The sequence below is a fragment of the Nannocystis bainbridge genome, assembly GCF_028368995.1.
Classification (GTDB): Bacteria; Myxococcota_A; Polyangia; order Nannocystales; family Nannocystaceae; genus Nannocystis; species Nannocystis bainbridge.
Genome location: NZ_JAQNDL010000002.1, coordinates 1,409,588 through 1,432,610, shown reverse-complemented (window position 1 = coordinate 1,432,610; position 23,023 = coordinate 1,409,588). Strand labels below are relative to the sequence as shown.

Below are 23,023 nucleotides of genomic sequence, written 5' to 3'. Positions count from 1 at the left end.
GCGCCTGGCACCGCCGCGCGACCTCTCCAATACTGAGAGGTCGGCCATGACCGACGTCCCGACCGCCCGCGACCTCCACGCCCCCGCGGACATGGTGCGCTGGTACGCGCCGGTCCAGCTGCTGCAGACGGCCGCGCGCGTCGCGGTCTCGACGGCCCTCGGCGACCAGCTCGATCGGCGGCTCCTGCGACCGGTGCCGCCGGACGAGCTGACTGACTTCTCGCACCGCGACCAGCTCGTGCTCGACTTCGTGGCCGACTCGGGCGACGGCTGGAACCCGACCTACGCGGTCGCCTACTGGGCCACGCGGCCGGTCCTCCGCGTCCACGGCCCGCACGGCCGCGCCTACGAATTGCCGCGCGCCAGCGTCCTCGTGTTCGGCGGCGATCAGGTCTACCCGACCCCCAGCCGCACCGCCTACGAGCAGCGGCTGGTCCTCCCCTACGAGTGCGCCTTCGAACGCAGCGCCCCGCCGCACCCCGTGCTGTTCGCCGTGCCCGGCAACCACGACTGGTACGACAGCCTCGCCACCTTCACCAAGCTGTTCCTCGACAAGCGGTGGTTCTGCGGCTGGCAGATCCATCAGCGCGCCAGCTACTTCGCCGCCCGCCTGCCGCACGACTGGTGGCTCGTCGGCGTCGACGTCCAGCTCGGCTCCGACATCGACGCCCACCAGGTCGATTACTTCCGCGCCCTCGCCGAACGCATGGGCCCGCGCGCCCGCATCATCCTCTGCACCGCCGAGCCGCACTGGGTCCGCGCCCACGAGCAGCGCGATCGCAAGGCCCGGCTGCGCCGCGTCCGCGACGGCAACCTCGCCTTCCTCGAGCGGCTGTTCGGCCCGCGGATCCGTGTGTTCCTGTCCGGCGACCTCCACCATTACCGCCGCCACGCCACCGCCGACGGCCGCGTCCAGAAGATCACCGCCGGAGGCGGCGGCGCCTTCCTCCACCCCACCCACGTCCTTCACGACGACCCGCTCGCCGGCGGCCACGGCCTGCGCTGCGCCTTCCCCGATCCCGCGACCTCGCGCCGCCTGGCCTGGCGCAACCTCGCCTTCCCGCTGCAGAACCCGAGCTTCGGCGCCGTCACCGGCCTCCTCTACCTCCTCATCGGCTGGAACCTGCGAGCCGCGCTCGACGGCCCGCCGGCGGCCGAATTCCTACCTGCCCTTTCGGACATGTCGTCCGCCCTCTTGCGCTCACCGTGGGCCGCGCTGTGGCTGCTCGCCACCGCCGGCGCCCTGGTGTGGTTCGCCGACGCTCGCCGGGCCCACCGGCGGTGGCTCGCCGGCCTCGTCCACGCCGCCGCCCACGCCTTCGCCGTCCTCGCCCTCACCTGGCTCGCAGGACAGATCGCCGGCGCCTGCGGCCTCGCGTGGGACAGCGCCGCCGCGATCGGGATCGGCCTCGTCATCCTGCTCGGCCTCGGCTGGCTGTTCAGCTCGCTGATCTTCGGTGTCTACCTGCTGCTCGCCGTCAACCTGTTCCGCCGCCACGGCAACGAGGCCTTCTCGTCGCTGCGGATCCAGGACTTCAAACATTTCGTCCGCCTGCACGTCCGCCGCGACGGCGCCCTCGTCCTCTATCCGATCGCGCTGCGGCGGGTACCGCGGCGCTGGCGAACCATGGTCGGCGCCGATCCGGGCGAGCCGAAGCTCGTCCCCGACGATCCGCACCCCGACACGCTCCCCGGCCTGATCGAGCCGCCGATCGTCCTCGGACCCGGTTGACGCCGCCGCGCGGCGGCTCGCATACTGCCGTCACCGAGGCCCATCCATGGAAGAGCTCATCCAGCAGATCGTGTCCAAGACCGGCATCTCCGAGAGCAACGCCCGCAGCGCGATCGAGACGGTCGCCAACTTCCTCAAGACCAAGCTCCCCGCGCCGCTCGCCGGCCAGGTCGACGCGGCCCTCGGCTCGGCCGGTGGCGCGCTCGGCGGCGTCGACGTCGGCAGCATCACCTCCGGCATCGGCGGCCTGTTCGGCAAGAAGTGAGTCGGCGCCTCAGCCGACCGAAAACGGATAGCGCACTGCGACGTCCCCGGCCGCTGCCACGATGGTCGGGAACGTCCACGACTTCACCGCCGTGGTGATGCAGTCCTGCACCCCGGCGTGGTCGATCGTGCTCGCCTCGATCGCCGCCGCGCGGACCTTGCCGCCGCTGCCGATCGTGAACGCCACCTCGACCTTGCCGGTCGCCGGCCCCTCGCGGAAGCATTTACGGACCTCGGGCGTGTGGCGCCGGATCACCCCGCGGATCAGATCCTGGCCGACCGCCGCCGTCCACTCGACGCTCTGACGCGGCGTCTCGCGGACCTCCGGCACCGCCGCCTTCGTGAACGCCGCCTCCTTGCGCCCCGTCCCCGGCGGCCCGCGCTTGCGCCGGGCCTCGAGGCCCGCGAACAGCTCCCCGAGGTCGAGGTCGATCACCGCCTCGGCCACGCCCCCGCCGCCGCGCAGCGTCTCGCCCAGCCCGAGCCCCGCGATCGCCCGCGGCACCGTGCGCGTCGCCGCCGCCCACGCCGAGTCGGTCTCCGGCGACGTCGCGTAGTTGCGGATCGAGACATCGAGCGACGCCGTGTACTCGCGCAAGATCCGGTCGAACTCCGCCAGCCCGAGAAAACCTGCCTCTCGGGACCTGTCCTCGGGGTCCTGTCCTCGAGACCCGGTCACCGCCGGCGCGTCGGGTGACTCACTGGTCGCCGGCTCGCTCGGCGTCGGTCGCGGCGCGCGCGCGATCGGCTCCCGCGGCCGCGCACGCCCGACCTCGCCGATCACGTCCGGTGGCGGCGGCGGCGGCGGCAATGCGGCCGTGTAGCGGATCAGCCGCTCCTGCAGCTCCGGATCGTCCCAGCGCGGCGCCTCGGCCGTCGGCCCCCAGATCCGGATCAGCAGCGCCAGCGTCAGGAACAGCGCCAGCGAGGCCGCCTGCGCCAGCCACAGCGGCCACTCGATCACCGGCGACCACTTCACCGCCGGCTCGGCCGGCCCCGCGCGCAGCTCGAACGTCAGCGGCCCGACATGCACGATCGCACATGTCCCATCGACCAGCTCGATCGCCTCGCCCGCGACCAGCGGCCGCCCCTCCGCCGCGCCCGCCTGCAGCTCGCCCGTCGCCCCTGCCGGCACCCGCAGCAGCGGCGAGCCCCCGCGCAGCACCACCAGCGCGAAGCACCCGTCGGCCTCGGCGGCCGGCACTGCCACCGTCGCCTGCGCCCGCGGGCCCTCGCCGATGCGATACGCGCCGGCCCGGCCTCCCACCACTGTCACATCCACGATCGTCGGGCCCTGTCGGGCCACGACCTCGACCACCAGCGGACGGGCGCGATCGGTCACGGGCGCTTGGACCTCGACTCGCCCGTGAAGTTCCCGGCCGTGCGCGCGCCTCATGGCGGCACCAGCGCCACGCGCGAGGCCGTGGCATTGAACGCCAGCCACACCCCCTCGATGGGCCCGTCCGGCCCAGCGAGCGCATCCACGCTGGGCAGCAATTCGGCGTGGCTGGCGGCGCAGCCCTCCGGCCCCTTCACCATCGCCCACAGGTTGTAGCTCGACCCTGACACCTCGATGTCGACCGCCTCCGCCGAAGCGCGCGGCAAGAACCCCGACACCACGCCTTGCAGGATCGCCTGCGGGTCGGCCGCGTCGTCGAAGTTGAACGCGATCTGCGTCTGCAACATGTTGAGCGGCGCATCGGCGGCGCCGAGCGGCAGCGCCAGCTCGACCGCCGTGGTGCGGAAGCACGTCGGCTCCGGCGCGTGCAGCGACGCCGCGTTCTTGACCGCGAACACCGAAGGATCGACCGCCAGGCACGGCGCCTCCGTGATCTGCTCGACCGGCAGCTGCAGGCTCACTGAGTCGTCGGGCACGCACGTCTGCGCCGCCAGGTCGCACGACATCGCCTCACCCAGCACCGCCGCCAGCGCCCCCGGCTCGAAGTCCGCGAAGTGGAGGATCAGGTTCAGCTCGCCGTCGCCGATCTGCTGCGACAGCCCGAACATGTTGACGAGCCCCGTCACGTCGAAGCACAGGTCCGAGAACAGGTGCGGATCGACGAGGCGCAGCGCGTCGATGCGAAACGTCCGCGACTGCGACAGCTCGCCCGTCGTCGTCGTCGGATCCATCGACGCGCCCGTCGTCGTCGAGCTCGAGGACGTCGTCGTGCAGTCCGCATCGGTCGCGCAGCCCAGCTGCGGCGGCGAGTCGTGGAAGCAGCCAGCCATCACCAGGGCCGCGACGAGCGCGAGCGAGCTGCGAACGATCGGGCCGGGCATCGTCACCGATCTTCAGTATACGCGACTCGGGCACGCGAGCCCGTCGTCACCCGCGCCCGGAACTTTCCCGACCTCGCCCTGTCTCCGGGCTCGCTGCATGTCGTGGAGGTGCACCTTGGTCCGTCCGCTCGCGCTCTCGTCGTTCTGGTCGCTTCTCGCTCTCGCTTGTACCCCTGTCGCTGACGGCGACGACCCCGAGCTCGACACCCCCGACGACCTCGCCGAGGCCCCCGGCCCGGTGCACATCAGCGGCCCCGAAGCCTCCACTTGCAGCGGCCCGCGGCCCACCGAGCTCACCGCGATCGATCCCGCCGCCGAGCCCGACCAGGGCCAGCTCATGGTCGCCGCCGGTGATCGCTGGCTCGGTCTCCCGCTCCAGGCCATCCGCTACGACACCGTCGTCGTCGGCACCCTCGCCGAGACCACCGTCACCCAGACCTTCGTCAACCCGCGGAGCGAGCGTCTCGAGGCCATCTACAGCTTCCCGCTGCCTGACGACGCCGCCATCGACGACTACTGGATCCGCATCGGCTCGCGCTCGATCCACGGCCTGCTCAAGCGCTACGCCGAGGCCCAGCGCACCTTCGATCAGGCCCGCAAAGCCGGTCGCACCGCCGCGCTGCTCACCCAGGAGCGGCCCAACCTCTTCACCCAGGCCGTCACCAACATCGGCCCCGGCGAGACCATCGAGGTCGAGATCCACCTCGTGCAGCCGCTGCGCCAGCGCGCCGGTCGTTACTCGCTCGCGCTGCCGACCGTCGTCGGTCCGCGCTACAGTCCGCCCGGCGCTGTCGCCGACGCCTCGCGCATCACCCCGCCCGTGCTGCCCGCCGGCGTCGACTCCTGCGTGCCCGTCGAGATCGCCGTCGACATCGACACCACCCTGCCGGTCGCCGACGTCGCCTCCAAGCTGCACGCCGTCGCCGTCACCCAGCGCCCGCAGGGCGTCTCCGTCGCCCTCGCGCGCGGACCGGCGCGGGCCGACCGCGACTTCGAGCTGAGCTGGCGGCTCGCCGGCCCCCAGCCGCGCGCCGAGCTCATGGCCCAAAAGACAGGTGACAACGAAGGCTACTTCGCCCTCACCCTTCAGCCGCCGCAGGGCTTCGACGCCGGCAGCTCGCGCCCGCGCGAGCTCGTGTTCGTCGTCGACGTGTCCGGATCGATGCGCGGGGCCCCGCTCGACACCGCCAAGGCCGCGATCGAGCGCGCCCTCGCCGGCATGCGCAAGGACGACACCTTCAACCTCATCACCTTCGCCAGCAGCGCCCTGTCCTTTGAGCCAGCCAGCGTCGCCAACACCGAGGACAACCGCCAGCGCGCGCTCGACTTCCTGGCCAACGCGCGCAACGTCGGCGGTAGCACCGAGATGCTCACCGGCGTCGCCGCCGCGCTCGACGCCCCCAAGGATCCCGAGCGCCTGCGCATGGTGCTGTTCATGACCGACGGCTACATCGGCAACGAGGTCGACATTTTTACCGCCCTCGAGGCCGCGCGGCGCGACGCCCGGGTGTTCGCGCTCGGCGTCGGCAGCAGCGTCAACCGCTTCCTCGTCGACGGCCTCGGCCGCGTCGGTCACGGGTCCGCCACCGTCGTCGGCCCCGGCGAGGCCCCCGCGGCCGTGGTCGACGAGTTCTACGAGAGCATCGATCGACCTGTCCTCACGGACATCTCGATCGACTGGGGCGGCCTCGCCGTCGCCGACGTCGCCCCCGCGCAGCTGCCCGACCTGTTCGCCGGCCAGCCGCTGGTCCTCCACGGCCGCTATACCGGCGCCCTCGCCGGCAACGTCAAGATCCGCGGCAAGCTCGGCGGCGCCGACATCGAGCTCCCGGTCCGCCTCGCCGACGCCCGCGTCCACGAGCACGACGGCCTCGCCAGCATGTGGGCGAGGAAGCGCATCGACGACCTCAGCAATTACCCCTTCAACCAGGTCCCCGGCCCGCTGTTCGGCCCCCGGTGGGAGGCCGTCGTCTCGCTCGCCGTGAAGCACCGGATCTTGACCGACTACACCGCCTTCGTGGCCGTCGACGAGCGCCGCGAGAGGCAGCCCGACGGCACCCTGCGGACCGTGCAGATCCCCGTTGAATCACCTTTCGGCCTCGACATGAGCCCCAGTGACGAGGGCAGCCTCGGCCTCGGCTCCACCGGTCTCATCGGTCAGGGCGGCGGCGGCGGTGGCGGTGGCATCGGGTACGGTCACAACAGCGGCGAGAAGTACCGTCGCGCCAGCGGCAGCTCCGGCCAGGGCGGCAGCGGCAGCGGCAGCGGCTACGGTCGCGGCGCCGGCGCAGGCTTCGGCGGACGGGGCACGCGGGTGCCCACTGTGCGCCAGGCCAAGCCCGAAGTGCAGGGCTCGCTCGATCAGGACCTCATCCGCCGGGTCGTCCGCGCCCACATCAACGAGGTGCGCGCCTGCTACGAAAGCGGCCTCCAGCGCGACCCCAACCTCCGCGGGCGCGTCGCCCTCGACCTCCAGATCGAGAAGAACGGCGTGGTCAGCCGCGCCGATGTGGCCGAGGACACCCTCGCCGTCAACACCGTCGCGCCCTGCATCGCCGCCGCCGCCCGGGGCTGGCGGTTCCCCGGCAACTCCGGCGGCGTCGTCACTGTGCGCTATCCCTTCGTGCTCGAGCCCGGCTGAGGCACACTCTTATCCGCATGACGGCCCCCTTCGCGCTCGGCGACGTCGTCGCCGTCCCTGGCGAGCTCGCGCACGGTTGGTTCGAGCTCGCCACTTTGCCGACTGGCCACCTCGAGCGGCTCCCCATCGTCCTCGTCCAGGGCCGCGAGCCCGGACCGACCGTGTGGATCACCGCCAACATCCACGGCGACGAGGTCACCGGCCTGTCCGTCGTGCACGGCCTGCTCGAGCTCGACCTCGCCGACAAGCTGCGCGGCACCCTCGTCGCCGTCCCCAGCCTCAACCCCGCCGGCCTGCACGCTCGCCAGCGCGTCTCCTACCTCGACCGGCGCGACCCCAACCGCCTGTTCCCCGACTTCCCGCCCGAGCCCGGCCAGGGCAGCGATCACCCGGCCGTGCTCGAGGCCGGCTACGCGCGCCTGTTCGCCGAGGTGCGCCACGCCGATTTCCTGGTCGACCTGCACTGCTACGGCCTGCGCGCCTGCTGCTTCATCATCCGCGATCGCGTCCTCTACCGCCGCCCCGAGGAGCTGCCGGCCGCGCGCGAGCTCGCCGAGCGGCTCGACGCCCTGTGCGCCTGGAGCGGCCTGCCGGTCGTCGGCGAGATTCCGAGCGACCGCTACCTGCAGGCGCGGCTTCATCGTTCAGTCAGCGGCACCGCCCTGCTGCAGGCGGGCATCCCTGCGATCACCGTCGAGCTCGGCCTCACCGGCGCCGTCGATCCTGCCGCGCGTCAGGCCGGCATCGGCGCCTGCCTCAACGTCCTGCGCGGCGCCGGCATGTTGCCTGGCGCGATCGAGCCGCTCGTCGGCATCCCGATCCCGCGGGTCGCGTTCCCGGCCATGCGCGCGCTCGTGCCCCGCGCCCGCGCCACCGGCATCGTCCACTACCACGTCGAGCCCGGCGACCTCGTGCGCGTCGGCGACCGCCTCGCCACCCTGAGCGACATCCACGGGCGCCCGCTGCCCGCCGGCGGCGACGTGCGGGCCGAGGATGACGGCTGGATCCTCGCCCTGCCCCACGGCGTCCTCTGCTACGAGGGCGAGGCCGTGGTCCACATGGCCGTCCCCGACACCGGCCCGCCCGTCGAGCTCGACCCGCTCTTCGACGCCGCCAACGCCCGCTGATCGGCGTGTCCTTGCGGGCATGTCCGTGCGGACATGCCCCTTCGAACATGCCCTCTCGGGCATGTCCGAACGACCATCCGACTCAGTCGTCGAACAGCGGCACCGGCACCAGCGTCGTGTCTTTGAGCCGCGTCTGCAGCTCCTCGATGTCGGCCGGCCGCACCCCGTAGGTCCCGATCATCGTCATGTGGCCCTTGAAGCTGTGGGCCTCGTGGAAGCGGACCAGCGCGTCGAACGCCGCGTGTAGCACGCTCTTGTGCGCGGGCGTCTGCTTGTGCGGCACCAGGGCCAGGTACAGGTCGAGGTCCTTCGGCGCGATCTCGGTCAGCTCCGTGAAGATCCGGACCGTGCCGCCCTCGATGCCCTCGGGGCGGATCGAGTCCTGGGTGATGCGGTAGACGAACTCGCTGCGCACGCCCTTGGTCATGTGGAACACGACCACCTGGCGGTACGGGATCCCGGTCGTGCGGCTCTGCTGGTGCGCCAGATCGATCGCCTTGGACACCAGGCGGCCGACCCGGACCCCGCCGACGGCGACCACCACCGTGCGCTGCTGCGGGTCGATCACCGTCGACTCGACCGTCTCGAGCACCCGGCGGACGTAGCGGTAGCCGCCGCGGATCAGCGGCCGGTGGTTATAGACCAGCACCACCGACCCGACCAGCACCAGCACCACCCACACCAGCGTGCGCAGCTCCTCGAGGTGCGAGCTGCTGGCGGCCCACAGGCTCAGCAGCGCGTAGCTCAGCGCCGACACCCCGAGGAACGCCGCCACCGGCACGCGCGTGCCGAGCACCGAGATGTTCCACGGCGCGGTGTAGACCCGCCGCTCCTCGCCCTTGAACTTGCGCAGGAGGATGAACGCCGCCATCCCCGAGAACATCACCAGGCCGAACATCGCCTTGTGCCAGCGATCGAGCGACAGCGGGTTCCAGTCCGACTGCGAGCCGAGCAGCGCCGCGCCGGCCAGCAGCAGCCAGTGCAGCCGCGCCAGCGCCCCGCGCCAGTTGGGAGTGATGAGCGCGCGCGGCAGCAGGTTGTCGCGCGTCATCGCCAGCCACAGCCCGCGCGACCCGGCGAACCCGGCGTTGACCGCCCCGATCAGCATCAGCGCCGCGCTCGCCACCAGCGCCGCCTGCCACGCCCCACCGACGCCCGACACCCCCGTCAGCGAGAAGCCGACGTGGTAGCCCAGCGCGCCGACCAGGTCGCCGCTGCGCGATAACAGCACCTCGGGCGGCAGCAGCAAAAACACCTGCAGCGCCAGCGACCCGCCGACGACCAGCAGCGTCAGCAGCATCGCCCAGTAGATCTTCGGCACGTCGCGCTGCGGGTTCTCGAGCTCCTCCGGGATGTTCATCACCGTCTCGACCCCGGTCGCGCTCAGCACCCCGTTGCCGACCCCCGCCAGCAGGATCGGCGCCGAAAGCATCGCCAGCCCGGGGATGATGCCGATGTCGAACGTCGCGTCGAGCGGCACCGCCGGCGCCGCCTGGCCGTAGCCCGACCACACCGCCGTCGCGTCGAACCCCTGCAGCGCCAGGCACACGTAGCCGGCCACGATCGTCGCGCCGATGATGATCAGGTTGACGAGGAAGATCGCCTTCGACACCCGCACGCTCGGCTTGAGCCCGAGGTTGTTGAGGCGCAGGAGCAGCCCGATCGGCGCGAAGGTGGCGACGATCGGATCCGGCACCACCGCGGAGAACAGCAGCGCGGCGAAGGCGATGAGGCTCTGACGCAGCGCCACGTAGCGCCACTCTCCCGGCGTGACCCAGATCCCGAAGCCGATCGCCGGCAGCGCCGACAGCCCGACCACGCCGATCGTACCTGTCCCGAGGACCACCTGGCTGAGCGCCGTGATGTGGGCCCCGTAGGCCAGCAGACACGCCAGGGTCGACACCGCGTACGAGATCGAGATGATCACGCCGACGAACGCCGACGCCGCCACGGCCAGCTTGCCGAGGTGGCCGAGCGCGTAGCGGGTCATCATGTACGTGCCGCCGTTCGACAGCGTCAGCAGCACCGCCTCGATGTACAGCGGCGCGAGCAGCAGCAGCAGCACGTAGAGGCCGACCTGCACCACCGGCGTCGCGTAGCCGACGCCCGCCGCCAGCAGGAAGCCCGACACGAAGTAAGGCGTGCTGAGCGGCTGCGGACCGACGAGATAGAAGCCCTCGCGCCAGGAGAGGCGAGGTCTGGAGGGCTCCTCTTCAGCTTCGCTACCCATGCGTCGCCATGCGACTTATGCCCGCGCCGGCCGGCGATGACAACCGATCCAGACCACCTCACTGCGCCGGCCCGGGCGCCCGGCGCGCAAATGCACACAGCCCGGGGGCAGGCGCCGCCGGGCTGTCTGAGGCCGCTTGCGGCCGTTTTCTTCGGCCGCGAACTCGCGTTCCGCCGACTCGGGGCGGACTACTTGTTCGGCGCTGCCGGCTTTTTCGCCGGCGCCGCGGGGCTCGCCGGCGCCGCGCCGCTGCCGGCCGGCGCGTCCTTGAAGAACTCGACCTTGGGCTTGCGGATCTGTTTGAAGCTCGCGTCGGAGATCACATAGAACCACTTGCCGAAGCGCGCCGACAGCTGCTTGGCCCGCTTCGCCCCCGGCGCGTCGTCGGGGTTCGCCCCCGCGGTCGCCTGGGCGTCGAGCGTCGGGTCGTAGAACACGTCGACGAACATGTAGCGGTTGGCGTCCTTCTTGGCCGCCGCCTCGTCCTCGGGCTTGGGCGCCGCTGCCTCCGCGCCCTCCTGCCCGGCCGTCAGCGCCAGGCCCGAGTCGTACGTCACCTCGCCGAAGTAGAGGCTGTAGACCACGCCGTCGTCGCAGATGGCCTTGACCTCGCCCTCGTTGCCGTAGAGGCGCGAGCCGTCGCGCGTGACGAAGAAGCCCTTCGACTGCAGCGCCTGCAACGTCAGCATCTCCGGCCGCGGGCGCACGCCGACGATCTGCAGGCGGTCGAGGCCGCTGATCGCCTGCTTGACCTTGAACGGGTCGAGCTCCTTGCCGGCGATCGCCGTCGAGCCCTCGCCCAGCAGCCACGAGCCCTCCGGATCGGCCGCGTCCTTCTTGACCAGCAGCGGGTCGCTGCCGGTGACCTTGCCCTGGCTCTCGTCGACCTTGTACGTGTCGCTCATGAACGACACGACCTGGTCCTGCTCGATCAGCAGCAGGTCCTTCTCGATCCAGTCGGTGAAGTTGGTCGAGATGTCGACGTCGATCTTGACCGCGTACACGCGCTTCTGGTCGGGCAGGCGGACGTAGCGGTAGCCCTCCTTGTCCTCGACCTTCTTGCCGACGATGACGTCGGAAAGCACCGTGCCGGACGCGTCCTTGATCGTGATCCGCTGCCCGCGCTCCTTGGCGTTGGCGTCGGTCGGATCGTCGAGGCCGAAGCTCGACTGATCCTCGGGCCGGTCGCCGCGGTAGATGTCCTTCTTCACGTCGATGAAGGACGCCGCCGCCTTGCCCATGCGCTCGGTGCCGTCGGCCGGGTAGTCGTTGTGACTCGGGATGGTCCAGCGACCGTCCTTGAGCTCGACCTTGAACGACGTGTTGCGGGCCCCCGTCTCGTCCCAGCCGATCACCTCGAGGCTCGCGGCCTGCGACGGATCGGTGAAGCTCGGGAACAGCGGCTGGCCGGTGTCTTCGTAGCTGACCTGCGGGGCAGGTCCCGGGCGCATCGCCAGGGCGCCGCCGAGGCTGGCGAGCGCGACGACGGCGGTCAGGATGGTCGTGCGGTTCATGCGGCACCTCGCTTGCGGGAGCTCGGGATCGAATCGGCCTCGCGGCCGCGCTTGCGCATCCAGACGCCGAAGCCGAGCAGGATCGGGAGCAGCAGCGGCGTCGTGCTGGCGATCAGGCGGACCTTCGCGCGCACCGACTCGACCGCCTTGTCGCGCTCGTTCTCGGTGGCCTTGAGCGCGCGCGCCTTGTCGCGCTCGATCGTCTCGCGCTTGGCCGCCAGGCGCCGGTTCTCGGCCTCCTCGCGGCTCTTGAGCAGGACGGCCTTGGTCGTCTCGTCGAGGGAGGCGTCGTCCTGGATCTTCTTGACCGCGGCGTCGAGGGCCTCCTGGGCGCCCTTGAGCTCGATCTCGGCCTTGGCGTTGGCGGCCTCGATCTCGGCGTTGCGCTTGTCGTCGGCCTCCTTCGTCAGCGCGTCCATCTTCGTCATGCGGCGGTACTGCGCCTTGCGCCCGCGCAGCTCGACGAGGCCGGCGTCGCCGGTCAGCGAGTCGATCGCGTTGAGCAGGAACGTGACGTTGTCGAACCGCAGGTCGTCGATGCCGTCGCCGTCGAGGTCGCCGCCGCGCTCGTTGAGCACGAAGAACTGGTCGCCGAAGATGTCGAGGTCGGCGACCACGATCACGTTCTTGCCCTTGCCCTCGCCCGAGCTCTCGCCGCCGGTGACGTGGGCCGCGATGACCTCGTTGACGCCCGAGATCTTGCGCTGACGCGGCAGGATCGGCCCCTGGAGCCCGAACAGCATGTGCCGCTCGGTCATCTCCTCGAACTTGTTGAAGCCGCCGCGCGTGCCCGTCTGCAGCAGCGGCACGAACTGGGCCTCGAACCCGGCCGCCGGCTTGATCGCGCCGCCGAACAGGACCACGACCTCGTTGATGCCGGAGACCACCGGATCCTGGCCATTGAACGGCTTGGTGCCGTCGGGCCGCTCGGTCACGAACACCACCTGCGGCGGGCTGCCGGCGAACCGCGGGTGCGGGTTGTCGCTGTCGAACACGATCTTGTCCGACTCCCACGTCACGCCGAGCTTCTCGAGGAACCCGAGGTAGTCGCCCTTCGGCTCCCCGCCCTGGTCCTGCATGCCGAACATCATCCCCTGGTTCTGGCCCGGGGGCGGCAGCATCGGCTCGCTCGGCGACAGCCGCATGTCGAACAGCGGCATCGGGTCGACGGTCAGCAGCGCCGGGCGGCCCTCGTCGACGTACTTCTTGAGGTGCTCGAGCTGCGGCGCGGTCATGCTGCTCATCTGCGGCACCAGCAGGACGTCGACGTCCTTCGGGATCTCGGCGCCGGGGTTGAGGCTGCGGACCTCGTACTGCTTCTTCAGCTCGGCGATGACGCGCCAGGCCGGCTGCTGCTTGCGCGCCTGCAGGTCGAAGTTGCCCATGATGGTCGCGTCGGTGCGCAGCACCCCGACCACCTTCTTCTTCTCCTGCGAGACCGTGCGCAGCGCCCGGACCAGCTCGTACTCGGGCGACATGCCGCGATCGATGAACGGGATGGTCTGCTCGTGCGGCCCGCTCGTCACGGCCACGCCGAGGAACACCTGCATCTCCTGCACGCGGTCGCCGTCGCGGTTGGCCACCACCTGCGGGCGGATGCCGTACTTCTCCTCGGCCTCGACCGCCTCGTCGGAGAACGACGACGGCTCGACGATGCGGACCGTCAGGCCGGCCGTGCCGCGGGCCTCCATTTCGCGCAGCACCGACAGCAGGCGCGCGCGCACCGTCACGTAGTCGCGCGGGACCTCGCGCGACACGAACGCGTGGATCGCCACCGGCCGCTCGGGCGTGACCGCGTCGATGAGATCGCGGGTGGCCGGGGTGACCTGGTTGAGCTTCTCGGCGGTGACGTCGGCGCGCACGTTGGCGCGCTGGGCCATGTAGGTCAGCGAGACCGCCGTGACGGCGATCGACGCGAAGCGGATGAAACGATGGACGCGCGGGTGCATCACCAGTGCCTCCGAGACAGCAGAAGACCGCACAGGTAGAGCGCGACGGCCGTGCCGCCGATGAAGAACACGACGTCGCCGAGGCGGATGACGCCCTCGCCGAAGCTGGCGAAGTGCGACGGCGCGTCGAAGGCCCCGAACAGGCCGGTGAAGCCCGGCACCACGTCGCCGAGCCACAGCACCACGCCGATGAACGCGCCGACCAGCGCCGCGTAGCCGGCGTGGATGCCGGAGCCGAACGAAACCAGCCAGCCGAGCGACGCCAGGCCCGCGAGCAGCGCGATGCCGATGACGCCGCCGCCGATGGCCACCGACTGTGCCAGCGCGAACGCGGCGCAGGCCAGCACCCCGAGCACGAACGCGACCGTGACGTTGGTCGTCAGCAGCGAGCCGATCATGCCGACCGCCACGAACAGGGTGCCCATCAGCCAGTAGCCGAGGAACGTCGAGAACATCAGGCCGACGTCGGGCTCGCCGAGGTAGGCCAGCACGCCGACGTTGGCGAGGCTGAACACCAGCCCGATCGACAGCACCCCGACGGCGCCGAGGAACTTGCCGAGCACCACCTCGGTGTCGCGCACCGGCAGCGTCAGCAGCAGCTCGTCGGTGCCCGCGCGCCGCTCGTCGGCCCACAGCGTCATCGTGATCGCCGGCACGAACAGCATCAGGATCAGCGGCATCTGCCGGTTGAGCGTCGCCAGGTCCGCCAGGTTGCGGTCGAAGAACTCGCGCGGCCAGAACGCCGCGCCGGCGCACAGGGCGATGAACAGGGTGAGGAACACGTAGCCCGTCGGGTTGCCGAGGAAGCTGCGCAGCTCCTTGCCGGCGATCCCCAGGATCACGTCCTTGGAAGACGAATTCGCCATGACTACGCGGCCTCCTTGCGCCGCTTGTCCATCAGCGCGTAGAAGCGCTCCTCGACGGTGCCACCAGCCCGCAGCTCGTCGACCGTGCCGGAGAACACCAGCCGGCCCTCGCCGACCACGATGACCTCGCTGGCCACCGCCTCGACCTCTTGCAGGATGTGCGTCGACAGCAGGATCGTCTTGGTCCGCCCGAGCTCGCGGATGAGCTCGCGGACATCGCGGATCTGCAGCGGATCGAGGCCGCTGGTCGGCTCGTCGAGGATCAGCACCTCGGGGTCGTGCAGCAGCGCCTGGGCCATGCCGACGCGCTGACGGAAGCCCTTCGACAGCTTGCCGACCGGCTTGTCGAACACCTCGCGGATGGCACACTGCCCGGTCACGCGCTCGATCGCCGACTTGAGGCCGCCGCCGAGCCCGCGGACCCGGCCGACGAACTCGAGCGTCTCGCGCGGCGTCATGTCGCCGTAGAGCGGGCCGTTCTCGGGCAGGTAGCCGAGCCGCCGCGCCATCTCGATGCGCTGGTCGGGGTGCGTGGGATCGAAGCCGAGGACCCTCGCGCTGCCGGACGACGGCGCGAGGTAACCCGTCAGGATCTTCATCGTCGTCGACTTGCCGGCGCCGTTCGGGCCGAGGAACGCGGCGACGGTGCCCTTGCGTACCTCGAAGGTGACGCTGTGCAGGGCCGCGAAGTCGCCGTAGATCTTCGACAGGTTCTCGGCGCGGATGGTCACGCTGCGACTGGAGTTCGATTCGTGCGTGGTCATGCGTGCTGCTCTCGCGGGGGCGGCCGCGCGCGGCCGCTCGGGTCGCACGCGACGGCCGGTCTGCAGAGCGGGCTCCGCGGTGCTCCGCGGTGGCTCCACGTGTGGACCCGGGACAATCCGCGGATCCGCGGCACGTGCGGCGGCGCAGGACCTACCTGCGCGCCCGCATGTGTATTCCTTCCGCCCCGACCTGACAAGCACCAATCTCCCAATCATGCCGGGCTTGTGGCATAGGCTCTCGCCGATGCCGGTCCCGCCGCGCCCACGCAGTTTGCCTCGCCTCTCCCGCGGATTTCAGCGCTGGACCCCGTTCGCGTGCGGCCTCGGCCTCGTGCTCACGATCGCGTGCGGCGGCCGCCCCCCGACCGAAGCGGCGCCGTCGGCCAGCGCCCATCAATCGTTGTCGGCCGGCACCAGCCCCGCGCCCGAGCCGACGCCCGCACCGCCGCCGCGCACGCCCGCGCCGGAGCCCGCCGCACCTGCGGCGGATCCCCCGCCCGGCGCGCCTGCGGGCGCTGGTGGCACCGCCCCGCTGACCGCCGATCAGCGGGCGGCGATGTTGGCTGGCCCCGAGGACAGCCTCATCGCCACGCCGATCCACTACATGAAGAGCAACGAGGTCCGCCACGACGTGTTCTTCCCGTACGTCGCCGGCAAGGGCGGCGTCTACGTCGGCGTCGGCTCCGATCAGAACTACACCCTCGCGGCCGCGGCCGGCAGCGAGCTGATGTTCCTGCTCGACATCGATCAGAGCGTCGTCGACCTCCACCGCTGTTACGAGGCCCTCATCGAGGCCTCGCCCGATGCCAAGATCTTGTTCGATCGCTGGTCCGCCGGCGCCGTCGACGACAGCGTCAAGATCCTCGAGACCACCTACGCCGACCTGCCCGAGGCCGACCGCAAGCGCATCGTCCGGCTCTACCGGGCCGCGCGCGAGACCGTCTACGTCCACCTCGAGCGCGTCTACCGGCGCCACCAGGGCGAGCAGCCGACCTCGTGGATGTCGAACCCCGAGATGTATCAGTACATCCGCGGCATGTTCCTCGCCGATCGCGTGCGCATGATGGCCGGCGACCTCACCGGCCCCAACTCGCTGCAGTCGGTCGGCGCCGCCGCCAAGCAGTTCGGTCTGCCGGTGCGGCTCGTCTACTTCAGCAACGCCGAGGAGTACTTCGATTACAACCGGCAGTTCGTCGCCAACGTCGAGGCGCTGATCGGCGACGAGCAGTCGCTGGTCCTGCGCACGATCTACAGCAAGAAGTGGATCCACGCCGATCAGCTGTGGGCCTACCAGATCCAGCCGCTGACCGACTACCGCGCCCGCCTCGGCGACCGCAAGAACCGCTCGCGCAACCCGATGCTGCGCTTCGCCGAACTCGACGGCACCCTCAACAAGGACACCGGCGTCAAGGGCCTGAGCCTCATCGGCCTCGCCCCGCGCGCCGCCGGCTGACCGCGCAGCGCTTCGCGCATCGCCCTCCCCGCGCCCGTCCCTCGCCGTCCGGCCCCCTGGTCTGCAGGCACCCGCCACCGCGTTTTCGCGGCGGCGACCCTCACTTCGACGTGCCCCGTCTTCACCTGGCGCAGGCGCGCGCCTGGCGTCGGTGCGAGCCCTCACGGCCCCGCGGCCCTCGCCGCCTGCGACGCGGCGGCTAAAGTCGACGCAGACATGACGCGCCTCGTCGACCTCAGCCCCGAAGCATTCGCCGCGCACCTCACCTCGTTAGGCCTTCGCCGCGCCTACTTCGTCCACGAGAACGGCGTCGTCCGCGGCTCGCACCCCGAGCTGGCCGAGATCGCGAGCCACCTCCTCGGCGACACCCGCGACTACCACCGTCACGAGGGCGTCTTCCTCGAGGTCGGCGCCACCACTGGCGCCTTGTTCGGCGCCTTTGTCCACAACACCACCCGCGGCCAGGGCCAGGGCGGCCTGCGTTACTGGCCGTACCGCGACCTCGCCGGCTTCCTCAGCGACGGCCTGCGCCTGTCGCATGGCATGACCCGCAAGAGCGCCCTCGCCGGTCTGTGGTGGGGCGGCGGCAAGGGCCTCATCGCCCGCCACGTCGACCATCCGTACCAGGACGTCGGCTTCCGCGAGCGCGTCTACACCGAGTACGCCGGCTTCGTCGCCAGCCTGCGCGGCTGCTACATCACCGCCGAGGACGCCGGCACCGGGCCTGCCGACATGGCCATCGTCCACCGCGGCACCCGCTTCGTCACTTGCACCCCGCCGGCCGTCGGCGGCGCCGGCAACCCCTCGCCCGCGACCGCCAAGGGGGTCGTCTGCGCGATGGAGGGCGCCCTCGCCCACCTCGGCCTCGGCCCCCTCGCCGGCCGGAAGATCGTCATGCAGGGCACCGGCAACGTCGGCGCCGCCATGATCGGCGAGCTCTTCCAGCGCGGCGTCGGCTCGATCCTCGCCAGCGAGCTCTCGCCCGCGCGGCGCGAGCAGCTCGAGCGCGACTTCGCCGGCAGCCCGCTCACCGTCGTCGCGGCCGAGCCGGGCGACAACCGGATCCTCGCCGAGCCGTGCGACATCCTCGCGCCCAACGCTCTCGGCGGCGTGCTCAACCCCGACACCATCCCGACCATCCAGGCCCGCATCGTCTGCGGCGCCGCCAACAACCAGCTCCTCGACGACGTGCGCGACGGCGAGGCCCTGCGCGCGCGCGACATCGTCTACGTGCCCGATTTCCTGTGCAACCGCATGGGCATCGTCTACTGCGCCAACGAGCAGTACGGCTCGGTCCCGCACGACGCCGCCATCGAGCGCCACTACGGACGCGACTGGGACAACGCCGTCTACGTCGTCACCCGCCGCGCGCTCGAGCTGGCCGAGCGCGAGAACATCACCTCCGCCGCCGCCGCCAACCGCCTCGCCGACGCCCTCGCCACCGAGCCGCACCCGATCTGGGGCCACCGCGCGCGGGCCATCGTCGCCGGCCTGGTCGAGGACGGCTGGGCCGGCTGACCTGTCCCGAAGGTCAGGCGTGTCTGACCTGTCCGTAACGCCATGTCCCTGAGGACATGGCCGAACAGACATGTCCCTATTGACATGTCCAAAAGACCATGTCCATCACGACATGCGCGAATGGACTTGCCCTCGGCGGCAGGTCCAGCACGCCCCCGTTGCCTCCCGTTTGCGTCCGGCGCCGCGCCCGTCCCATGTCGTTCGCCAGCCTCTGCGCGCCGAGGGACCCGCGCTGTCCTTTTGTGCTCGATCGCGGCCGAGCGCCGCCGCCGGTGTCGCCCGGCCCCAGCGGCCGCGGCCGCCGCGGTGAGTTGTCTAACTTCGTGAAACCCGCGGCGCCTGAGCGCGCTGTGGCATCGTCCCGCCCGATGTCACGCCTGACGCCCGCGTACTGCGCCCTGGCCCTGCTCGCCCTCGCCTGCGAAAAACCTGCCTCAACGCAGCCGCCCGCGGCCCAGCCCGAGACCGCCGCCACGCCGGCGCCCTCTCCGGTGCAGCGGGCCAACCTCGTCGCCCGCGAGCCGGTCGGCGCCGGCGTGCTCGCGGCGCTCGACACCAACGTCGACCCCTGCACCGACTTCTACCAGTACGCCTGCGGCGGCTGGCTGCGGAAGACCCCCCCGCCGGCCGACAAGCCCCGCTACGGCCGCGGCTTCGGCGAGGTCACCGACCGCAACAACGAGGTCCTGCGCGCGATCCTCGAGCGCTCCGCCGCCGGCAAGTCCAAGGACCCGATCGAGACCAAGCTCGGCTCCTTCTACGCCGCCTGCATGGACGAGCCCGCGATCGACAAGGCCGGCATCGCCCCGCTCAAGCCCCTGCTCGCGCGCGTCAAGACCGTCAAGGACGCCAACACCATGATGACCGTCGTCGGCGGCCTCGACCTCGACCTGTTCGGCGGTCACGGCCCGCTGTTCGACCTGTTCGTCGAGCCCGATCCCAAGCGCCCCGAGGTCTACGTCGCCTTCGTCGATCAGGGCGGCACCGGCCTGCCCGACCGCGATTTCTACCTCAAGACCGACGAGCGCTCGAAGTCGCTGCTCGCCGCCTACCAGGCCCACGTCGGGCGCATGCTCGGCTTCCTCGGCGACGCCCCCGAGGTCGCCGCCGACCTCGCCGCCAAGATCGTCGGCTTCGAGACCGCGCTGGCCGAGCTGCAGACCCCGCGCGATCAGATGCGCGACCCCGACAAGACCTACAACCTGCTCGGCGTCGAGGGTCTGGCCAAGCTCGACCCCGAGCTCAACTGGGCCGGCTTCTTCAAGTCGTTCGGCTACGCCAAGCTCGGCACCGACCTCAACGTCACCGTGCCCGGCTACTTCGAGAAGCTCGGCGCCCTGCTGCGCGGCACCGACCCCGCCACCCTGCAGGCCTACCTGCGCTGGCACATCCTCCGCGTCAGCGCGGCCGCCCTCAGCAAGGACATCGTCGCCGCCGACTTCCAGTTCACCTCGGCGCTGACCGGCGCCAAGGAGCTGTCGCCGCGGTGGGAGCGGTGCGTCGGCTGGGCCAACATGGGCCTCGGCGAGCTCGTCGGTCAGGCCTTCGTCAAGGAGCGGTTCGCCGGCGCCAGCAAGGACATCGCCCTCGAGATGATCGCCGCCATCGAGGAGGCGTTCGCCGCCGGCCTGCCCGCGCTGGCGTGGATGGACGACGCCACCCGCACGCGCGCGATCGAGAAGGCCCAGGCGCTGCACAACAAGATCGGCTACCCCGACGCCTGGCGCGACTACGGCAAGCTCAAGCTGCAGCGCACCCACGCCGGCAACGGCCAGGCGATCCGCAAGTTCCTGCTGCAGCGGGACTTCGACCGCGTCGGCAAGCCGGTCGACAAGGGCGAGTGGCACATGCCGCCCGCGCTGGTCAACGCCTACTACAACCCGAGCGCCAACGAGATGGTGTTCCCGGCCGGCATCCTCCAGCCGCCGTACTTCAGCGCCGAGTTCCCGATGGCGATGAACTTCGGCGGCATCGGCATGGTCATGGGCCACGAGCTCAGCCACGGCTTCGACGACCAGGGCCGCAAGTTCGACAAGGACGGCGTCCTCCGCGAGTGGTGGGACCCGGGCGTCGCCGCCAAGTTCGAGACCCGCGCCAAGTGCATCGAGACGACCTACGGCGGCATCGAGGTGCTGCCCGCGGTCAAGCTCAACGGCAAGCTGACCCTCGGCGAGAACATCGCCGACTTCGGCGGGATCAAGGCCGCGTACGCCGGCTACAAGCTGCACGCCAGCAAGAAGCCGGAAGAGCCGCTGATCCAGGGCCTCACCTCCGAGCAGCTGTTCTTCATCGGCTTCGCCCAGGGCTGGTGCACCCACGAGACCCCCGAGAGCCAGCGCCTGCGCGCCACCGTCGACCCGCACAGCCCCCCCAAGCAGCGCGTCAACGTCCCCCTGGCCCACTTCCCCGCCTTCTCGGAGACGTTCCAGTGCCAGCCCGGCGCCGCCATGCGCGCCAAGGACGCCTGCGAGCTCTGGTGAGCCCGCCCCGCGGCCGGCCGCCTGTCTGAAGGCGCAGGTCTTCAAGGCCATGTGGCGAGGGCCATGCTCCTTCGGGCATGGCCTTCGCCACATGTTCGTTAGGCTATGTACATTCGCGCATGTCTTTCAGGGCATGTCCGTAGGGCCATGAGCTTCTTCGGACATGCTCCTTGGAGCATGTCCGTTGGGCCATGGAGAGAAGGACAGGGTCCTTCGCACATGTCCCTCGAGACACGCGCATCTCTGGCCCGCCTAGCCGACGCGGAAGCGCAGCGTCGACCCGTCCGAGGTCACCGCGTACTTCTCGAGCGGCGCCTTGGCCGGCCCCTTCAGCACCGCGCCGTGGGCGTCGAAGCGCGAGCCGTGGCACGGGCAGTCGAGGCTGCGCTCGCCCGCGTTCCAGCCGGGGGTGCAGCCCATGTGCGTGCACTTGAGCAGCAGCGCCTCGTAGCTGTCGCCGTCGCGGACCACCAGCACCGGCTTCTTCACCCCGTCGACCGCGAGCGTCATCACCCCGCCCGGCTGAGCCAGCTCGGGCGCGTCCGCGAGCGCGATAGTCACCTCGCCGCCCGCGGGCGCGACCTCGTGCGCGGGCGGCAGCTTGCCCGCGCAGCCGATCACCACGAGGCTCACCACCCCCGCGCTCGCGCCGAGCAGCTCGCGCCGCGTGTACACCGTCGGATTCGCCCTGGGATCTGCGTCTGCTCTCATGGCCGAGGCATACACCGCATGCGCGACATCAGCCACTCGCCCCGCGCTGGAGCTCGCCCCCGCGGTCGAGGCAGCATGACCGCATGACCGCGAACCTGCGCGAGCTCCGACGCCGCACCCCGGTCGCCCGGATCTTGCTCCGCGCCGTCGACCTGGTCCACCGCCGCCCGGCGACCGTGCGGTCCGCCGCGGCCGACATCGAAGCCATCCTCGCCAGCTGCTCGGTCACCCTCGTGCCCGCGCTCGACCGGGCCTTCCGTGACGCCGGCCTGCACCGCGACCTCGGCCTCGCCTTCCTCGACCTCCGCCCCGTCGACCTCGAGCGCCTCGAGCGCTGCGGCACCACCAGCGGCGCGCTCGGCATCGCCAGCCTGGTGCGCGACGGCCACGCGCGCGAGGCCGCCGTGCGCCGCCTCGCCGCTCGCGTCGACCGCCAGAGCACCGCGTTCCTCATCAACCGCCTCAACGACTACGTCGGCCCGATCGGCGGCCTCGCCTGGGCCGGCCTCCAGCCGCGTCTGACCGCCCGCCACGCCGCGCTGGTGGTCCACTGCCTGCCGCTCGTCGAGCGCATGCGCGACTGGGTCCGCACCGGCGTCAGCCAACGCAAGGCGCTAGTCGAGCTGGTCCGCAGCCTCGCCGCGAGACCTGCCCTTTGGGACAGCCTCCGCGACCGCGACCTCGTGCTGGTCCGCGCCGCCGGCCTCGTCCTCGCCGACCTCTACCGCGGGCAGCCGGAGCTGCGGGAGATCCTCGCCGCCGCGCTCGCTCGCCGCGACGCTCCGCTGCGGCTGTGGGCCGCGCGGCTCGCCGTCGACCCCGCCGTCACCCCGTCGACCGTGCTGCAGGAGCTGGCGCCGGTGCTCGCCGCCGACCGCAACCCCGCCGTCCGCGTCGCCGGCGTCCGCGGCTTCGCGGCCGCCGGCGATCGGGAGGGCCTCGTCCGCGCGACCTTCGATTCGATGGGTCTGGTCCGCCACCACGCGCGGATCCTGCTCGCCTCCGGGTTCGGCCCCATCGACTACCGCGAACGCGCCCTCGCCAGCCTCGCCGACCCCGAGTCGCCCCGCCCGGCCCTCGTCGGCGCCCTCGCCAACCTCTCCGAATTCGGCCGCCGCCCCGACATCCCCGCCGTCACCGCGTTCATCCGCGACCCCCGCACTTCGGTCGCCCGCGAGGCCGCGCGCACGCTCGAGCTGCTCGAACGCCTGCCCTGAGCGCGAGCCGTGGCCTCGCGGCTCGTCCGGGGAATGTTTCAGGGGTGATGCGTAGCGCATGCACCATGGGACATGTCCTGAAGGGCATGTCTCTCGGCGCGAGGCCCGAGTCCATGACATGTCCATGAGGGCCCGCTCGACCCCTGGCACACGATGACTCACAAGACATGTCCTTTACGACATGTCTAATGAGACAGAATCGTGCACTGAGGCCCCCGGTCCACCCCGCGCAGCCGCCCAGCGTCCGCACCACCGGCGTTTTTTCCGCTTGCACCCG

General features: G+C 71.3%; 16 protein-coding genes. 8 read left to right on the top strand and 8 right to left on the bottom strand.

From position 1 onward, the window contains the following. Positions 1 to 46 precede the first annotated feature (46 nt). Together POL25_RS23265 and POL25_RS23260 are read left to right on the top strand one after the other, a co-directional pair. Positions 47 to 1,732, top strand: coding sequence for a hypothetical protein (locus tag POL25_RS23265; protein WP_272088339.1), 1,686 nt, complete (start codon positions 47 to 49; stop codon positions 1,730 to 1,732). Positions 1,733 to 1,778: 46 nt separating this feature from the next. Then, positions 1,779 to 1,997, top strand: coding sequence for a hypothetical protein (locus POL25_RS23260; RefSeq protein ID WP_272088338.1), 219 nt, complete (start codon positions 1,779 to 1,781; stop codon positions 1,995 to 1,997). A gap of 9 nt (positions 1,998 to 2,006) precedes the next feature. On the opposite strand, the gene POL25_RS23255 is transcribed toward POL25_RS23260, so the two are convergent. After that, positions 2,007 to 3,338 carry an AgmX/PglI C-terminal domain-containing protein gene (locus POL25_RS23255; protein ID WP_272088337.1) on the bottom strand — a complete coding sequence of 444 codons (1,332 nt, stop codon included), beginning with the start codon at positions 3,336 to 3,338 and terminating at the stop codon, positions 2,007 to 2,009. Positions 3,339 to 3,388: 50 nt separating this feature from the next. Beyond that, on the bottom strand, positions 3,389 to 4,282 hold the full coding sequence (locus POL25_RS23250; protein WP_272088336.1) for a hypothetical protein: 894 nt from the start codon (positions 4,280 to 4,282) through the stop codon (positions 3,389 to 3,391). A gap of 109 nt (positions 4,283 to 4,391) precedes the next feature. Between POL25_RS23250 and POL25_RS23245 the strand changes: the two genes are divergently transcribed. After that, positions 4,392 to 6,917, top strand: a complete 2,526-nt coding sequence (locus POL25_RS23245) for a VIT domain-containing protein (RefSeq protein ID WP_272088335.1) — start codon at positions 4,392 to 4,394, stop codon at positions 6,915 to 6,917. Positions 6,918 to 6,934: 17 nt separating this feature from the next. Then, on the top strand, positions 6,935 to 8,044 hold the full coding sequence (locus POL25_RS23240) for a succinylglutamate desuccinylase/aspartoacylase family protein (protein WP_272088334.1): 1,110 nt from the start codon (positions 6,935 to 6,937) through the stop codon (positions 8,042 to 8,044). Between the two features lie 82 nt (positions 8,045 to 8,126). Here POL25_RS23240 and POL25_RS23235 read toward each other — a convergent pair whose 3' ends face one another. From POL25_RS23235 to POL25_RS23215, 5 genes are all read right to left on the bottom strand, one after another. Then, on the bottom strand, positions 8,127 to 10,274 hold the full coding sequence (locus POL25_RS23235) for an APC family permease (protein ID WP_272088333.1): 2,148 nt from the start codon (positions 10,272 to 10,274) through the stop codon (positions 8,127 to 8,129). Between the two features lie 188 nt (positions 10,275 to 10,462). After that, complete coding sequence (locus POL25_RS23230) at positions 10,463 to 11,788, bottom strand: DUF4340 domain-containing protein (protein WP_272088332.1); 1,326 nt, start codon at positions 11,786 to 11,788, stop codon at positions 10,463 to 10,465. Continuing rightward, positions 11,785 to 13,737, bottom strand: coding sequence for a GldG family protein (locus POL25_RS23225; protein WP_272088786.1), 1,953 nt, complete (start codon positions 13,735 to 13,737; stop codon positions 11,785 to 11,787). Before POL25_RS23225 ends, POL25_RS23230 begins: the two co-directional genes overlap by 4 nt. Further along, a complete protein-coding gene (locus tag POL25_RS23220; protein WP_272088331.1) occupies positions 13,737 to 14,603 on the bottom strand; it encodes an ABC transporter permease in 867 nt (288 codons plus the stop codon). Before POL25_RS23220 ends, POL25_RS23225 begins: the two co-directional genes overlap by 1 nt. Before the next feature lie 2 nt (positions 14,604 to 14,605). Then, on the bottom strand, positions 14,606 to 15,367 hold the full coding sequence (locus tag POL25_RS23215) for an ABC transporter ATP-binding protein (protein ID WP_272088330.1): 762 nt from the start codon (positions 15,365 to 15,367) through the stop codon (positions 14,606 to 14,608). Between the two features lie 244 nt (positions 15,368 to 15,611). Here POL25_RS23215 and POL25_RS23210 point away from each other — a divergent pair, with 244 nt between their 5' ends. From POL25_RS23210 to POL25_RS23200, 3 genes are all read left to right on the top strand, one after another. Continuing rightward, entirely contained in the window at positions 15,612 to 16,820 is a 1,209-nt protein-coding gene (locus POL25_RS23210) for an LIC_10091 family protein (protein WP_272088329.1), read from the top strand. A gap of 216 nt (positions 16,821 to 17,036) precedes the next feature. Further along, on the top strand, positions 17,037 to 18,338 hold the full coding sequence (locus POL25_RS23205; RefSeq protein ID WP_272088328.1) for a Glu/Leu/Phe/Val dehydrogenase dimerization domain-containing protein: 1,302 nt from the start codon (positions 17,037 to 17,039) through the stop codon (positions 18,336 to 18,338). Between the two features lie 368 nt (positions 18,339 to 18,706). Continuing rightward, positions 18,707 to 20,818: a M13 family metallopeptidase gene (locus POL25_RS23200; protein WP_272088327.1), complete on the top strand. Its 2,112-nt coding sequence runs from the start codon at positions 18,707 to 18,709 to the stop codon at positions 20,816 to 20,818. Between the two features lie 252 nt (positions 20,819 to 21,070). On the opposite strand, the gene POL25_RS23195 is transcribed toward POL25_RS23200, so the two are convergent. Continuing rightward, entirely contained in the window at positions 21,071 to 21,529 is a 459-nt protein-coding gene (locus POL25_RS23195) for a QcrA and Rieske domain-containing protein (protein ID WP_272088326.1), read from the bottom strand. A gap of 83 nt (positions 21,530 to 21,612) precedes the next feature. Between POL25_RS23195 and POL25_RS23190 the strand changes: the two genes are divergently transcribed. Then, positions 21,613 to 22,746 carry a hypothetical protein gene (locus tag POL25_RS23190; RefSeq protein ID WP_272088325.1) on the top strand — a complete coding sequence of 378 codons (1,134 nt, stop codon included), beginning with the start codon at positions 21,613 to 21,615 and terminating at the stop codon, positions 22,744 to 22,746. Positions 22,747 to 23,023 lie beyond the last annotated feature (277 nt).